Source organism: Nonomuraea sp. NPDC004702 (genome assembly GCF_053601695.1).
On sequence record NZ_JBSGCE010000030.1, the window covers coordinates 54,658 to 69,596 of the forward strand.

Genomic DNA, 14,939 nt, shown 5'->3' on the forward strand with positions numbered 1-14,939 from the left:
CATATGTTTGTGACGCTTGTTTGGATAGGGTGGCGGAATGAAGGAGCGAGACAAGCTGATCGAGGGCGCCAAGCGCTGCCTGCAGGAACGCGGCTACGCGCACACCACGGCACGCGACATCGCCAGGACTTCCGGCGCCAACCTGGCCTCCATCGGCTACCACTTCGGATCGAAGGACGCGCTGCTGGCCGACGCCATGGTCGAGGCGACCGCCGAGTGGGCCGACAAGCTGCGCCAGGCCATGGCGGGCGAAGTGCCACGCGAGGGGGATGGGAGGTTGTGGCAGCAGGCGATCGAGCTGCTCGACCTCCACCGCCCAGTCTTCGTGGCCGGCATCGAAGTCTTCGCTCAGGCCGAGCGCAGGCCACAGCTGCGCCAAGCATTGGCCGACGCTCAGGAGGCCGCACGCCTGGAATTGACCTGCTGGCTCGCTGAAGGGACGTCGCCTCCAGCGACGCAGCGGGCGGTCGGCGCCTTCTACCTGACCTTGCTGACGGGGCTGATCCTGCAACGTCTCATCGACCCGGAACGCGCCCCCACCGCCGAATCACTGACGGAGGCGCTGCGTGCCGTGCGTGCACGTGCCGGCGCATGACGGCGATACCTTCACTCACCCTGCGTCAAGCTCTGCTGGTCGTGGACGCGGTGAACGGCATGCACTCCACCGACCGCCTGGCCAGCACGCGCCTGCTGGCACAGGAAGTGGAGGCGGTGATCGCGTTGGGCGCGGCAGCGGTATGGGCGGAGGAAGGGCGCGCCCTGTTGGACATGATCAAGGCATGGACGACCTGCGAGCGCCTGGCGGTCATCGCCGCCGCCGAGCGATTCTGGGCATGTTCCGAGGGTGGCTATGAAGAGGGGCTGCGAGCAGTAGGACTGCTGCCCGAACCATGAGTCCGGCTTGAACCTGCGGACAGCCGTTGGCGGTGCCCGCGAGCAACTTAGCCGGACGCACCTCTGCAAGCTGGGCGCCAGCGCGGGCGGGCGACCGCGGTAGCCGCCTTCGGCTTCGGCGGCGGCGATCCCTTCGACGGTCAGCTCGTTCTGCATTCGGACTGGGGTCTCGACAGGACGCGCAGGGCGACGCCACGGGCCTGGCACCAGTCGCGTACGGCGTGGATGTCGACCGCTAGAGCACCTCGCCCAGCAACCGCCGCACCTCGTCCCCCTCGACGACCGCCGACGCCTCAGGCCGCCCGCGGAACCGGAGCCGCGTGAGCACCCACAGCTCCGCGCGCCCGAGCTCCACCCGGACCTCCTCCAGGCCCGGCGGCAGGTCGTCCGGTCCGGCGGCCCGGTAGGCGACGAACAGATCCGGCACGGTCAGCCCCCGCCCGTCCGGGGCGAACCGCTCCGAGATCGTCGGCCAGCCCGGTCCGCTCCCGCCCGGACAGCACATGCGCCGACAGCGCGTACTCCAGAAACTCCCCGATGACGCCATCGGGATCGTCGGTGACCCGGATGACCGGCCCGTCACGCAGGATGGCACGCATGACCGGCCAGCCTGACGCGCGCCCGCACAGGAGCGGCTCGGCGATCACGGGCGCGGCGGCCGAGCCCGATCACGTCAGGGCGTTCGCGACGACGGCCAGCTGGCCGTACAGGGCCTCCTCCGACAGGGTGCCGCCGTGGAGCGCGGGCTGCCGGCCGAAGCGGAACACCGGCACGGCGGTCACCTCCCGAGCCCACGGCACGGCGACCGTCTCATCCCATCGCACGCCCTGCTCCGCAGCCAGGGCACGCAGCACGCCGAGGCTGCCGATGTGGGCGCCGTCCACGAAGTGGGCCTGGAACAGCCGCGCGGTCATGGCCTCGCCCAGCCCCTGGTCGGCGGCCATGGCGATGAGCTGGTGGGCGTGCCGGGTGTCGGCCGTCAACGCCTTGGCGAAGTCCAGCGGAATGCCCTCGGCCGCCGCGAGGGCGTCGACCCGCGCCACCCCGCTCTCGCCGAACCTGGCCAGGCTCTGCGCGAGCTTGGACTCGCCGCCCACCGCGCCGGGCTCCACCTGCCAGGACCGGATCGTCAGGTCGACGTGCCCGCCCTCGGCTCGGAAGCGGGCGGCGGCTCGCCGGTATCGGGTGAAGGCCAGGTAGGACCAGATGCAGCTGACGTCGAGGGTGATGTCCACGGGTACGGTGTTCTTCATGGTGTCCAGGCTCGCCCCCGCCCCCACCCGCGGCAACGCCGGATTTCGCAACGATCGCTAACGTACGGGTTATGGAACGGCGTGACATCGAGATCTTCCTGACCTTGGCCGAGGAGCTGCACTTCGGTCGTACGGCGGAGCGGCTGGGCGTCAGCGGGGCCCGGGTGAGCCAGACGATCAAGCAGCTGGAGCGCCGGTTCGGTGTCGCGTTGTTCCAGCGGACCAGCCGCCACGTGACGCTCACCCCGGTGGGCAGTCAGCTCCGCAACGACGTGCAGGCGGGCTACCAGCGCATTCAGGAAGGCATCGCCAAGGCCGTCGCCGCCGGCCGGGGGTTCGCCGGGACCCTTCGGGTGGGCTTTTCCAGCCCCCTGGTGGGCGAGGCCATCATGGCCGCCGCGCAGGCGTTCCGCGCCCGCCATCCGGACTGCGAGGTGCGCATCCGCGAGGTGCACCTGTCGGACGCCTTCCGTGCGCTGCGGGGCGACGAACTCGACCTGCAGATCACCGAGCTGCCCGTCCGGGAGAGCGACCTGTCGAGCGGGCCCGCCCTGCTGCGCGACCCCCGCCTGCTGGCCGTCTCCGCGCGGCACCCCTTCGCCCGGCGCGCCGCCGTCACGGTGGAGGACCTGGCCAGGGACCTGGTGCTGGTCCCCGCCGACGCGCCCGCCTACCTGCTCGACGCCCTCATCCCGGCGCAGACCCCCAGCGGCCGCCCCATCCGGCGGGAGCAGGTGCTGACCTCGCGGCAGGAACTGCTCACCCTGGTCAGCGGCGGCGCGGGCATGGCCGTCGTGGGCGGGCAGGCCACGCGGTACCACTCCCGGCCGGATCTCGCCTACGTGCCTATCGCCGACCTACCGCCGATCGAGTACGGCCCGGTCTGGCCGGTCGGCGGCCAGACCAGCAGGGTGCGCTCCTTCCTCAAGCTCCTGCAGGCAGAGCTCGATCGCTAACCCAGGGGTTGAGGATCGTTTCGGATCTCGTCGTTGTTGCAGGTCAGTGCGGCGCCCAGGGTGGAGGCATGGCAACGACGAAGGAGCACACCATGACGAACCCCATCCCCGAGGAGTACAAGGGCGGCGTCCCCTACCTCAACGTGCACGACGCCAAGGCGGCGATCGCCTTCTACCGGGAGGCCTTCGGCGCGGACGTGCGCATCGAGATCCCCCGCCAGGGCGACAAGATCGCGCACGCCGAGTTCCGCATCGGCGACGCCGTCTTCATGCTGCGCGACGAGTACCCCGAGTACCGTTTCCACAGCCCGAAGACGATCGGCGGCACCCCGGTCAACCTGATGGTCTTCGTCGCGGACGTCGAGACGTTCGCGACGCGCGCCATCGCGGCCGGAGCGCACGTGATCCGGCCGGTGGAGATGCAGTTCCACGGCGATCTGCAGGTCGAGCTGGAGGACCCCTTCGGGCACTCCTGGTTCTTCACCAGCCGGGTGGCCCACATGGACGAGGCGGAGCTGAAGGAGACCGCCTCGGCGGTGAACCTCTGATCCGGCCGAGCCCTCTGCGGGCGGCGTCCGCCCGCAGCGCTACCGGCAACGGTCCGGTCCGTCAGCGCGGCGATGGCCGCGCTGACGGTGGTACGCCCCCGGTTCAGCTCCGCTGCGATCGCCTCGCCCACGCCCAGCACCGCGCCTGCGATGACTACAGGTCATTGCTTTGCGAGGGCTTTCGCTGCAACGTACGCGAGTTCCGGTCAGCCGGGAGACGGAAACGCGTACGGCAGGATGATCCGCTGTGCTGCTCCGCCTGGCCTACCTGACCGTCACGAACGCCTTCGCCGCGCTGCGACTGCTGCCCATGAGCGAACGGGACAAGGACCTGGAAATTCTCGTTCTGCGTCACCAGATCGCCGTCCTCCAACGCCAACTCGGCGCTGACACGAGAACGCGATCCGCACCCGAGGACCGGGCCCTTCTCGCCGCTCTCCTCACCCCGCGCAGGCCAGCTGGGCCTCGAAGAGGCCCGTGTCACGCCACTACCGGAAGCGGTTGCAGACGGTCGGCCAGGCACCGGCAGCTCCCGCCACTGTCCGCCGGTCCTGAACCGCCAGATCACCCCCTCGAACTGCTGCCGTAACCGCTCGGGAAGCTCTACCGACCCAGGCCCCGCCCCGAGAGCGAATCCCACAGATTGATCAAGGGTCCGGACCTCGCAGTGCCTGATCCGTCCGGTCTCCGGCGCTGGTTGCCCTCGTGGGCATCGGTGGAGCTTGCCTACTGTGTCCGTGTGAGTGACGTGACGAGCGGGCGTACGGGACGGGTGGTCGTGCTGGTGCTGCCCGAGGTGAACCTGCTGGATCTCGGCGGCCCGGTCCAGGTCTTCTCTGCGGCAGCCCACTTGGGCGGCTGCTACTGGCTGGAGTACGTCGCCGAGACCGGTGGGGTGCGCTCGGCGCAGGGGCTGGAGCTCGCTGGGCTCCAGGCGCTCGCGGCGACGCAGGCGGGACCGGGTGATCTGGTGCTGGTGCCGGGGCCACGACTGACCGGATCCGACCGACTGGTGTCGAGCGCCGCAGTGCGATGGCTGCGGGAGGCTTATGACGCGGGGGCGCGGGTGGCATCGGTGTGCAGCGGCGCCGCGGCCCTGGGAGAGGCGGGGCTGCTGGATGGCCGGGCGTGCACGACGCACTGGTCGCTGACCGGAGCGATGCGCGAGCGGTATCCGGCAGCCCGGGTCCGCGAGGCGGCCCTTTACGTCCACGACGGGCGCATCAGTACCAGCGCGGGCATCTCCTCCGGGATCGACCTTGCACTGTCCCTCGTCGAACGCGACCACGGCCCGGAATTGGCCGCCGCCGTCGCCCGTGAGCTGGTGCTCTATCTACGGCGGGACGGCGATGCTGCCCAGATCAGCCCGTTCCTGCGCTACCGCGACCATCTGCAGCCCGCCGTGCACCGGGTGCAGGACCACCTGGCTCAGAACCTGGACGCCCCGCACTCCCTCGACGAGCTCGCCGCCGTTGCCCATCTGTCGCCGCGCGGTCTGACGCGGGCCTTCACCACGGCCACCGGGATCACCCCGCTGGCCTACCAGCGCCGGCTGCGCCTGGAACGGGCCCGTGCCCTGCTGACGGACACCGACCTGACGGTGGAGACGATCGCCGCCCGTTGCGGCTTCCGTGACGCACGGCAGTTGCGCCGCCTGGTCACCGCGAGCTTCGGCATTTCGCCGTCCCGACTCCGCACGCAGCTGCGCCCCGCCGGCTGAAACGCCCGCTGGGAACGGCTCCTGACGCCTTCCCTCGGCCACTTCCTTTCTTGTTCTCCCCATGGGGCGGTTGCGTGTGCCGCACCCCCATCAATCGTCCGCTTTATGGAGGTATGTCGTGTCAAGATTGAACAGGGGGCGCTGGGTGGTCCGCCGTGCGGGCTGGGTGCTCATGGGCACGGCGCTGTCGGTGGCGTCGTTCGCCGGGATCGCCTTCGCGGGGGTGAGCATGTCGATGGCGGACAGTTTCGCCCCCGCACCGACCGCATCGGACGCGCGGGCGTGGCCGACCGCGCGGGCCGTGCCGACCGGCCGGATCACGGTGGCCGTGGTGGTCAGCAACGAGGGGTCTGTGGCCACCGACGTGATGGCGCCGTACCGGGTGTTCGCCGAGTCGGAGAAGTTCTTCGTCTACACCGTGGCGGCCGAGCGCCGCGTCTCCCCGCTGTCCGGCGGAGCCCATCTCCTGCCCGACCACACGTTGGCCGAGGTGGGCAGCGGAGTGATCCCTGAGCCCGATGTGGTGGTCGTGCCCGCGGTGACCGAACCGGCCGACGCCAAGGAGGCGCGGCTGCGGGAGTGGATCGTGGAGCGGCACCGCAAGGGCGCGCGTGTTCTGGGAGTATGCGCGGGCTCGGAGCTGCTGGCGGCCTCCGGCCTGCTGGACGACCGGGACGCGACCTCCTTCTGGTCCAACATCAGCTCCTTGCAGCGCGATTACCCCCGGGTGCACTGGAAGCGCGGCCAGCGGTATGTGGAGGACGGCCGGGTCACCACCACCGCCGGCATCACCTCCGGTACGGTCGGAGCCCTAAGGGTCGTGGAGGAACTGGCAGGCAACGGCGAAGCCGCCCGAATCGGGAAGGGCCTGTCGTATCCGGGCTGGACTCTGGACGGGCCGACCACGATCCCGGCCAACCACCTCACACTCGGCGACCTGCCGTACGCCCTGAACGCCGCGTTCCCCTGGCTGCGCTCCACGGTGGGGATCGGCCTGGTCGACGGCGTCGATGAGATCGACGCCGCAGCCGCCTTCGAAGCGTACGGCGGGGTGTCCTTCAGCGCACGTACGGTGGTCCTCGGCAGCCGTGGCACAGTCACCACTCGTCACGGCCTCGTCCTGATCGCCCAGCCGACAGGTTCCAGCTCCCACGGAGTGGACCGCTTCGTGGTGCCGGGCGTCGCGGATGTGTCGGCCGTCGACACGTCGCTGCGCACCTGGGCGCAGCGCGACAAGCTGGCCGTCGAACTGCCCGGCGGGGGACGGCATGCCGGTGAGTTCGGCTTTGATCCGGTCCTGCGTGACGTCGCCCGCCACAGCGACCGCTCCACGGCCCGGGTCACGGCGAAGTTCTCGGAGTACCCCTCCGCCCACCTGACGCTCACCGGGGCGGCCTGGCCCTGGCGGTCGACCCTGCTGGCCGTCGCGGCGGCCGCGGTCAGCGTCGGTGCGGGGTTCCTTCCGACGGCGATCCGGCGGGCTGTGCGGCGCCGGCGGGCGGCATGACAGCGCGTCGCACCCCGCGGGGTGCTCTCCCGGCCCACAGCCGCTTGTAGGTGTCCACCCCGCGGCCGGCCACCTTGCGCAGACAGGTCATGCGCTGGTCGTAGGTGGAGGCAGGGCTGCAGCCGATGGTGGCGACGGAAGACAGCCGCAATGGGGGTGCCGTCGGAGATACGGCAGAAACGGGCCGTGCGAGCACGTCGCCGCAGGCAGTGGAGAAGCCTCGCGGCGGTCAGACGGCTTGCACCGGGACCCCGATTCCCGTCATTGAAGGGATCATGGACGCGTGAGGGCGGAGATGCTTGCGAATCTGTCGGCAGCCGATCCGGGCATGCGGGCCGAGGCGCTGCGGTGGTTCACGGCGCACGGGGACTCCGGCGACGCGGCGGTCGTGGCACTTCTCGTGCGGGATCCGGGCGAGTTCGATGATCGGAATCATGACGATCCACCCGAGTCGGCGCGAACGCCCGTCCGGATGGTCGCCCTCGAAGCGCTCGCCCGGCTGCGGGCGCCGGGGATGTTCGCCGGGGTGTTCGACGACGCGCTTCAGGACGGCGATCTCCGGGTGCGGGCGCGGGCCGCGCTGGGTGCTTCGGCCGGGGCGCTGCTGGCGCGGCTCGCCGTTGAGGGCGATCAGGGGGTGCGGTACCGGATCGCGGTCGGGCTGCTCGCCGGTGACGTCGGCCGCGACCAGGCGGTTACGGCCCTCGAACGGCTGCGCGGCGGCGACGATCCGGCAGCGGCCGCCGCCGCCTCCGTCCTCGGCGCGGTGGCGTGCCTACCGGATGCGGCCCGTTCCTGCCGCATTCCGGCGGCACCCCCAGAAGATCTTGGCCGGTAGCCGGGGTCGATGAGCGGCGTGGTGGTGAAGGAGACCCGCGCGACAACTGTGACAGGCCGGGGTGAAACCCCCTTCCTCGCCTTCGGGGTCGGGATCGGGAACCGCGATGGAGTCCTCCAGCTTCGAAGGCCGCGCACCTGTCGTGCCGGAATTCACGTAAACGCGACTTGACCTTGCCCCTAAGGTCAAGGGTGACGCTGGTGGCATGACGAACTCGAACGCTGCCCACCTGGGGTGGAAGGGCCTGTTGCCGGTGGAGGACACCGCACTGGCCGTGACCGACACCGGCGGGTCAGGCATCCCCGTGGTCTACCTGAACGGTTCCTACGCGAGCCAGCGGCACTGGCGGCCCGTCATCAACGCCCTGGGGCCGGGGTGGCGGCACATCACCTACGACGAGCGGGCTCGCGGCAAATCGAAGAAGTCGGCGGACTACTCCTTCGAGGCCTGCGTCCGGGATCTCGACGCCGTCCTGAAAGCCAGGCGGGTGGAGCGACCGCTCTTGGTGGGCTGGTCCTACGGCGCCTTGCTCGGGGTCCACTGGGCCGCCCGGCATCCGGGCCGCGTCGCCGGCGTGGTCGGGGTCGACGGCCCCTTTCCGTCCGGGTGGACCGACGAGGCCGGCCACGAACGCATCCGGCGGCTGTTCCACAAGGCCCGATGGGCGTTGCCGATGGCGCGCCTCATCGGCAACGCCGCGCGGATGAGTGCCGCACAGCATGCCGAGATCAACATCGAGGCCCACATCCTGCACGCCGCCCTCGAACCGGTCCTCGACAGCCTGACGGTCCCGGTCCGGTATGTGGTCGGCTCGGGGGAAGCCCTGGGAAGCAAGAATGACGAGCAGGAGCAGATGCGCACTACTCTCAACCCTGTGCTCGCCCGCAACCCGAACCTCACGATAGGCGCGAAGGTCGCCGGCAACCACGGCACGATCGTGCGCAAGGATTTCCGCGCCATCGCCGAGGTCACACGCGAGCTCGCCGCCCTCACCCGCGAAAGTCGCTGATGACCATGACCGGCGGCGTCACGATCGGCCAGGCGGCGGCCTTCGCCGGCGTCACGATCAAGACCGTCCGCCACTACCACCGGCTGGGCCTGGTCGACGAACCGCGCCGGGACGCTTCCGGCTATCGCCGCTACGGGTCGTCCGACCTGCTGCGGCTGGTCCAGGCCCGGACACTGGCCGAGTCCGGCGTACCGCTGTCCGAGATCGCTGCCCTGCTCGATGCCGATCCGGAGCGGTTCGCCGTCCGTCTGGCCGAGGTCAAACGGCGGCTGACCGAGCGGATCGAGGAGCTGATCGCGCGCGGCGACTCGCTGGACCGGCTCGCCAACAGTGACCGGGCCCTGTTGCCCGACCGGGCCTGCGCGCTGCTGGACCGGGCCGCCGACCTCGGCTTCACCCCGGATGAGGTGGCGGCCTACCGCGAGGGCATGGTGCTGGCCAGGGCCCTGGTCCCCGACGGCTTCGACGACTATCTCACCAAGGCCGAGCACGTCCTCGACGACGCTCGGTTCGTCGCCTTGAACAAGGAATGCTGGGCCGCCAAGGACCTGGCGCCCGACGAGCCCCGCATCGAGGAACTCGCGACCGCCGTGGCCGACCGCTTCCTCGCCAACCCCGCGCTGCTCGCGATCTCGAGCGGCTTCCAGGCCCGCACCGACGTCACCCGATACGGCCTGCTCAACCATCACGGCGAAGACCAGGGGTCGGCCATGGCCCAGCTGACCACGCTGGTCGAGGCGAAACTGCGCTCCGCCGGCGTGGACATCCCCCACCAATAGACGCCGCTCACCGTCCACAGTCCAGGCGCGGTGAGCCGACCACCACACGGTGGCCGGTCGGCTGACGGGTCCGCAGCCGCGTGCTTACAGCCCAGCCCGTCCCCGCTCGGCGAGCTCTTCGCCACCGGCGACATCGACATCTGTCGCGTCAGGGAACTCCCGAACGCCGACCGGAACCGGCTCTACGAGGCGCCCGGTCCCCCAGGCGTGCGCCTCGACCAGCCGGCCCGGCCACAGCCCGCGGGCCGGCGTGATCTTCCCGGCGCCGGACGCGCCGACGAGCAGGCCGACGTCCCACCGTCCTTCCCCGACGGGCAGGCACGAGGATCCTTCCAGGGGTCACGATCACGTCACTCGGCGTCCATTGAGCCCGGTTCCGGCCGCATCATCGGGCCCATGGCGAAGAAGTCCATTTCGATCGTGATCCCCATGATCGGTGGTGCACTGGTGGCGTCGATCGTCTGGATGCTGGGCCCAGGGACGCGCTGGATACTTGAGAACATCGACGGGGTGACCATCGGCGGGCCGACAGGACTGACCGGTAAGGATCTGGCGGCGGCTCTGGACGCGGTCCGAGGCAGGGTGTTGGCCGTGGCCACCGGGCTGGCTGCTCTGCTGGCGGTGTTCTACACCGCGCGCAACGCCGACACTGCCCGCCGTTCCTTCCAACTCGGCGAGCGCGGCCACGTGACCGACCGCTACAGCAAGGCCGTCGAGCAGCTCGGCAGCCCCCAGGCCCCAGTCCGCCTGGGGGGACTGTACGCGCTGGAGCAGCTCGCCCAGGGCACGCCTGATCCCGAGTTCCGGCAGACGATCGTGGACGTGATCTGCGCCTACCTGCGCATGCCGTTCACTCCGCCCACAGAGGGAACCACTTCGGAGCCCGCCGGCCGTGACCCCCAGGAGGAGCGGCAGGTCCGCCTGGCCGCCCAGCGCATCCTTGCCCATCATCTGCGCCATCACTCTCCGACCGCACGTCCTTGGCGGCGGATTCGCCCCGCTGACCTCAACGCCCGTCACTGGCCGGACGTCCGCATCGACCTCTCCGGCGCAACACTCATTGACCTCGACCTCCGTAACTGCCATATCAGCGAAGCCAGGTTCGCCGAGAGCATCTTCATGGGTGACAGCACGTTCGCTGGGTCGATCTTCGTCGGCGATGCCATGTTTGACGGGACCGTTTTCAACGGAGCCGCCCGGTTCGGCGGAACGACCTTCGATGGTGCCGCCTGGTTCGAGCGAGCGACCTTCACCGGAGCCGCCACTTTTGCGGGGGCCACCTTCACCATCGCCGCTCAGTTCGAGGGAGCGACGTTCAACCGCGCTGCTCGGTTCACCGGGGCGGCCTTCGTCGGTGCCGCCTGGTTTGGTGGCGCGACTTTCGCTGGTGCCTGGTTCGCAGGAGCGACCTTCGACAGCGATGCCTGGTTTGGTGGGGCGACCTTCACTGACAGTGCCTTGTTCGAGAGGGCAGTGGGACTGGAGACCGCAGCGTTAGGCGGCGTGCGACTGGCGCCGGTGGCCAAGGACGTGGTGAGGATATGGCCGACGACCTGGAAGGAGGCGTCGGATGGCACGGGAGGGCGGACGCTTCGATTGGCGCAGCCGCCCGCCGAAGGCGCCGATGAAGCCAGAGAGCCAGGCGAGTCCAGCGCTACCTGAGGGCCCGGACGGTGCGGCCTTCGGCGGCCAGGAGCGGGACCTCGGCCTCGCCGAGGTGGCCGGCGGCGCTGTGGCGCAGCTGGTGCAGGTCGAACCCGGCGTACTTCTCCAGCAGGACGCGGGCCGGTCGTAGCCGAGTATGCTGCCTACGCCGGAACAGGCGTTTTCCCCCACATTTTTGGGCACGGAGGCGGCATGTTGGATCAGGCGTTGATCGCCTTGGCTTCGGCGGCCGGGGTAGCAGTGGCTCAGGCGGCCGGCACGGACGCCTGGCAGGGCTTCCGGGAGCGGGCGGCCCGTGTCTTCGGCCGTGGCCCTGCGGCGGATGCCGCTCAGGAAGCAGCCCTGGACAGGCTGGACCGTACGGCAGCCGAACTGGAGAGCGCCGATTCCGGCGCGGCCGAGCAGGTGCGGGACGCCGCGGTGACCGCCTGGCGCACCCGCTTCCAGGATCTGCTGGAGGAGTTGGACGAGGGCGGCCGTGAGCAAGTGGCAGCCCAGATACGTGAGCTGGTGGCCCTGGCTCAGCAGGCCGGCGGCGGTGTGTCGGCCGCGGACGACGGCATCGCCATCGGCGGCGACGTGCACATCGAGGCCCGGAACCACGCGGCAGCGGCTGTGAAGATGGGCGACGTGACCTTCGGAAACCCCTTGTCGCCGGGTCCGGACGGGAGCTGACCGCGCCCGGCGCTCGGCACGCTCCGCACATCACCGCGCACCTGTCGATCCACGCGGATTCGGGTGGGCTCGCCGCCGGGTACATCGAGCGGCTCGACTATCACGCCCCGCCGCGCCCTCCGGTCGTCTGGCCGGTGGTGGTGGGCGATGTGCCGCTCTTGGCCTCCGCCTTCCAACCGCGCCCCGGCCTGCGCGACCGGATCGACCGGGCATGGGCCGGACGCACCTCTCTGGTGCTCTCCGGCGGCGGCGGTGTGGGCAAGTCCCAGCTCGCGGCCGCCCGGGCACAGCAGGCCCTGGCCGCCGGCACCGAACTGGTGGTGTGGGTGAACGCCGTTGACACAGCGCAGGTCGTCACCGGCTACGCCGCCGCCGCCCTCCGCGTCCGGGCAGAGGGCGCGCAGGGGCAGGACGTCGAGAGTGATGCGCGGGCCTTTCTGGAGTGGCTGGCCGCCACCTCCCGCTCGTGGCTGGTCGTACTCGACGACGTCGCCGACACGGAGAGCATCAAGCGGTGGTGGCCGCCGTCATCGTCCAACTGGGACGGCCGGGTGCTGGCCACGTCCCGGCGCCGCGACGCTCTGATGTCCGGCGGCGGCCGGGCCGTCGTCGATGTCGGTACCTACGCCCCGGACGAAGCCATCGCCTACCTGCGTCACCGGTTCACCGACACGGACATGTCCCGACTGCTGGACGCGCAGGCCACGGATCTGCTGCGCGAGCTGGGACACCTGCCGCTGGCCTTGTCACACGCGGCCGCCTACATGATCAACGAGGATGTGCCCTGCGCGTCCTATCTTCGGCTGTTCGTCGACCAGCGGACCCGTCTGGAGGCGATGCTGCCTCCCGAGGCAGACACCGAGGGCTATGGCCGGCCGGTCGCGGCCGCCCTGCTGCTGGCGCTGGACGCCGTCCGGCGCCGCGACCCGTCGGGCGTGGCTGCGCCGGCCCTGTGCCTGACAGCTCACCTGGACCCGGTCGGTCACCCCTTGAGTCTGTGGGCCGGTGCAGCGGTCATCAGCTTCCTGAGCGCCCACCGCAGCTTGCCCTCCGGTCATGCGGACGCCCTTGAGCCCGCAGAGGTCACCGCCGAACAGGCCCGGTCCGTGCTGTGGCTGCTGCACCACTACAGCCTGATCACCTTCGGCTCCCAGGACGGCGCCCGCGCGGTGAGCATGCACGCGCTGACCGCCCGTGCCGCCCGCGAGAACGCCCCCGCGCCCGTGCTCGCCGCGGCCATGAGCGCCGCCGCGGACGCCCTCGCGGCGATCTGGCCCGAGGAGGACCACACCGATCGCGACCTGGCCACTGTGTTGAGGGCCAACACCGACACCCTGACCGTCCTGGCCGGCGACCTGCTGTGGCAGCCCGACCTCCACCCGGTTCTGTACCGGGCCGGGATGAGTCTGCTGGACGCCGGCGCACACGCCGCCGCGGTGACCCACTGGCAGCGGCTTGCCGTCGACGCCGAGCGGCTGCTGGGCGACGAGCATCCCGACACCCTGACCTCCCGCAGCTTCCTGGCCGACTCGTACCGCCGGGCGGGGCGCACCGCGGAAGCGATCGCCCTTGGAGAGCAGGTCGCCGCCGACTCCGAACGGTTGCTGGGCGACGATCACCCCGACACCCTGACCTCCCGCAGCATCCTGGCCAACTCCTATTTGGTGGCGGGGCGCACCGCCGCGGCGATAGCCCTCGGGGAGCGCGTCGTCGCCGACCGCGAGCGGCTCTGGGGCCAGGACGCCCCGGCCACCGTCCTGGCCCGCAGCAACCTGGCCGCCTACTACTCACTGGCGGGGCGCACCGCTGAGGCGATCACCCTCGGGGAGCGCGTCCTCGCCGACCGCGAGCGGGTCCTGGAACCGGATCACCCCGACACCCTGGCCTCCCGCAGCATCCTGGCCGGCTCCTACTCAGAGGCGGGGCGCACCGCTGAGGCGATCGCCCTCGGGGAGCGCATCGTCGCCGACCGGGAGCGGATCCTGGGCGAGGGCCATCCCACCACCGTGGAGAGCCGAGCGAACCTCGTCGGCTACTACCACGCAGCGGGCCGCACCGGAGAAGCGATCGACCTGGCGGAACGGGCCATCACCGACGCCGAGCGGCTGCTGGGCGATGACGATCCTGTCACCCTCGTGGCCCGCGGCAACCTGGCCGCGCTGCACTTCGAGGCAGGGCACGTCGACGAAGCAATCGTTCTCGGGGAGCGGCTCGTCGCCGACGCCGAGCGCATCCTCGGTACCGGTCACCCGTACACCCGCAAGTTTCGGGACACCCTGGCCGACACCTACCGAGCGTCGGGGCGTCCGGACCACGCGATCGACGTGGCGCAGCTCAACGTCACCGAGGCCGAACGGCTGCTGGGTGAGGACCACCCCGACACCGTCATGGCCCGCATGGAGCTGGCCGCCTGCTACTGGGATGCGGGCCGTACGGAGGAAGCGATGGTCCTGGCGCGGCGGCTCGTGGACCCGGACAACCCCGACGGCTTGTCTGCCTACGCCGGCCTGGTGCGGTTCTACGAGACGACGGGGCAGGCCGAGGAAGCGCATGCTCTACGGCGCGTGGTGGCCGACGTCGGGCGGGTTCTGGGCGAGGACCAGTCCGATGCCGTCGGAGTGGACGAGAAGGTCGCGCTGCTGGAGCGGGCCGCAGCCGACCTCGGGCGGATTCTGGGCGAAGACCATTCCCACACTGTCACCATCCGCGGCGGCATGGGTTTCGTCCTCCTGGAGGCGGGACGCTCAAAGGAAGCGATTCCCCTGCTGGAGCGGGTTGCTGCCGACACGGAGCGGCTGTTCGGCCTTCAGGACGCCATCGAGGGATTCATCAACCTGGGGATCGCCTACTCAAGGGTGGATCGCTGGGGAGACGCGATCACGTTGCTGAAGAGAGTCGTCGCCGACGCCGACCGGATGCTCGGTCCTCACCACCCCGGCACGCAGGAGGCTCGCGCGGCCCTGGGCCGATGCTACGGCGCGGCGTTCCGGGCGCGGTTGGGCAGGCTGCGCCCGTGGCGGCGCAGGCAGAAGCCGCGAGAGTGACGGCCGTCCGAAGACCATGGAGTATCGGCATGCGGCTTCACCTGGCCGGAG

The 14,939-nt window shown here is 70.7% G+C and carries 14 protein-coding genes; 12 read left to right on the forward strand and 2 right to left on the reverse strand.

Features of this window, described 5'->3' with window-relative positions:
* Window positions 1-37 precede the first annotated feature (37 nt).
* Complete coding sequence (locus ACWEJ6_RS31435; RefSeq protein ID WP_452428451.1) at window positions 38-595, forward strand: TetR/AcrR family transcriptional regulator; 558 nt, start codon at window positions 38-40, stop codon at window positions 593-595.
* Window positions 596-636: 41 nt separating this feature from the next.
* On the forward strand, window positions 637-894 hold the full coding sequence (locus ACWEJ6_RS31440) for a hypothetical protein (protein WP_452428453.1): 258 nt from the start codon (window positions 637-639) through the stop codon (window positions 892-894).
* Window positions 895-1,129: 235 nt separating this feature from the next.
* Here ACWEJ6_RS31440 and ACWEJ6_RS31445 read toward each other — a convergent pair whose 3' ends face one another.
* Complete coding sequence (locus tag ACWEJ6_RS31445) at window positions 1,130-1,321, reverse strand: hypothetical protein (RefSeq protein ID WP_452428455.1); 192 nt, start codon at window positions 1,319-1,321, stop codon at window positions 1,130-1,132.
* Between the two features lie 241 nt (window positions 1,322-1,562).
* A complete protein-coding gene (locus ACWEJ6_RS31450) occupies window positions 1,563-2,147 on the reverse strand; it encodes a DsbA family oxidoreductase (RefSeq protein WP_452428456.1) in 585 nt (194 codons plus the stop codon).
* Between the two features lie 71 nt (window positions 2,148-2,218).
* On the opposite strand from ACWEJ6_RS31450, the gene ACWEJ6_RS31455 reads away from it, so the two are divergent.
* From ACWEJ6_RS31455 to fxsT, 10 genes are all read left to right on the forward strand, one after another.
* Window positions 2,219-3,103: a LysR substrate-binding domain-containing protein gene (locus tag ACWEJ6_RS31455; protein ID WP_452428458.1), complete on the forward strand. Its 885-nt coding sequence runs from the start codon at window positions 2,219-2,221 to the stop codon at window positions 3,101-3,103.
* Between the two features lie 68 nt (window positions 3,104-3,171).
* Window positions 3,172-3,651 carry a VOC family protein gene (locus tag ACWEJ6_RS31460; RefSeq protein ID WP_452428460.1) on the forward strand — a complete coding sequence of 160 codons (480 nt, stop codon included), beginning with the start codon at window positions 3,172-3,174 and terminating at the stop codon, window positions 3,649-3,651.
* 739 nt (window positions 3,652-4,390) lie between these two features.
* Window positions 4,391-5,371 carry a GlxA family transcriptional regulator gene (locus ACWEJ6_RS31465; RefSeq protein ID WP_452428462.1) on the forward strand — a complete coding sequence of 327 codons (981 nt, stop codon included), beginning with the start codon at window positions 4,391-4,393 and terminating at the stop codon, window positions 5,369-5,371.
* Between the two features lie 118 nt (window positions 5,372-5,489).
* Complete coding sequence (locus ACWEJ6_RS31470; RefSeq protein ID WP_452428464.1) at window positions 5,490-6,878, forward strand: DJ-1/PfpI family protein; 1,389 nt, start codon at window positions 5,490-5,492, stop codon at window positions 6,876-6,878.
* A gap of 283 nt (window positions 6,879-7,161) precedes the next feature.
* Window positions 7,162-7,716, forward strand: coding sequence for a hypothetical protein (locus ACWEJ6_RS31475; RefSeq protein ID WP_452428466.1), 555 nt, complete (start codon window positions 7,162-7,164; stop codon window positions 7,714-7,716).
* A 205-nt stretch (window positions 7,717-7,921) separates the two neighbouring features.
* Entirely contained in the window at window positions 7,922-8,725 is an 804-nt protein-coding gene (locus ACWEJ6_RS31480; protein WP_387667163.1) for an alpha/beta fold hydrolase, read from the forward strand.
* The gene (locus ACWEJ6_RS31485; RefSeq protein WP_452428469.1) at window positions 8,725-9,504 is read left to right on the forward strand and encodes a MerR family transcriptional regulator; all 780 of its coding nucleotides are present in this window, start codon (window positions 8,725-8,727) and stop codon (window positions 9,502-9,504) included. Before ACWEJ6_RS31480 ends, ACWEJ6_RS31485 begins: the two co-directional genes overlap by 1 nt.
* A gap of 396 nt (window positions 9,505-9,900) precedes the next feature.
* The gene (locus ACWEJ6_RS31490) at window positions 9,901-11,166 is read left to right on the forward strand and encodes a pentapeptide repeat-containing protein (protein WP_452428471.1); all 1,266 of its coding nucleotides are present in this window, start codon (window positions 9,901-9,903) and stop codon (window positions 11,164-11,166) included.
* A gap of 195 nt (window positions 11,167-11,361) precedes the next feature.
* A complete protein-coding gene (locus ACWEJ6_RS31495; RefSeq protein ID WP_387667154.1) occupies window positions 11,362-11,844 on the forward strand; it encodes a hypothetical protein in 483 nt (160 codons plus the stop codon).
* A gap of 149 nt (window positions 11,845-11,993) precedes the next feature.
* Complete coding sequence (gene fxsT / locus ACWEJ6_RS31500; RefSeq protein ID WP_452428474.1) at window positions 11,994-14,888, forward strand: FxSxx-COOH system tetratricopeptide repeat protein; 2,895 nt, start codon at window positions 11,994-11,996, stop codon at window positions 14,886-14,888.
* Window positions 14,889-14,939 lie beyond the last annotated feature (51 nt).

Bases quoted from the DNA above. Each gene is read 5' to 3' on its own strand.
- ACWEJ6_RS31490 (WP_452428471.1), top strand. From the start codon at position 9,901: ATGGCGAAGAAGTCCATTTCGATCGTGATCCCCATGATCGGTGGTGCA.
- ACWEJ6_RS31435 (WP_452428451.1), top strand. From the start codon at position 38: ATGAAGGAGCGAGACAAGCTGATCGAGGGCGCCAAGCGCTGCCTGCAG.
- ACWEJ6_RS31450 (WP_452428456.1), bottom strand. From the start codon at position 2,147: ATGAAGAACACCGTACCCGTGGACATCACCCTCGACGTCAGCTGCATC.
- ACWEJ6_RS31455 (WP_452428458.1), top strand. From the start codon at position 2,219: ATGGAACGGCGTGACATCGAGATCTTCCTGACCTTGGCCGAGGAGCTG.
- ACWEJ6_RS31495 (WP_387667154.1), top strand. From the start codon at position 11,362: ATGTTGGATCAGGCGTTGATCGCCTTGGCTTCGGCGGCCGGGGTAGCA.
- ACWEJ6_RS31480 (WP_387667163.1), top strand. From the start codon at position 7,922: ATGACGAACTCGAACGCTGCCCACCTGGGGTGGAAGGGCCTGTTGCCG.
- ACWEJ6_RS31460 (WP_452428460.1), top strand. From the start codon at position 3,172: ATGGCAACGACGAAGGAGCACACCATGACGAACCCCATCCCCGAGGAG.
- ACWEJ6_RS31485 (WP_452428469.1), top strand. From the start codon at position 8,725: ATGACCATGACCGGCGGCGTCACGATCGGCCAGGCGGCGGCCTTCGCC.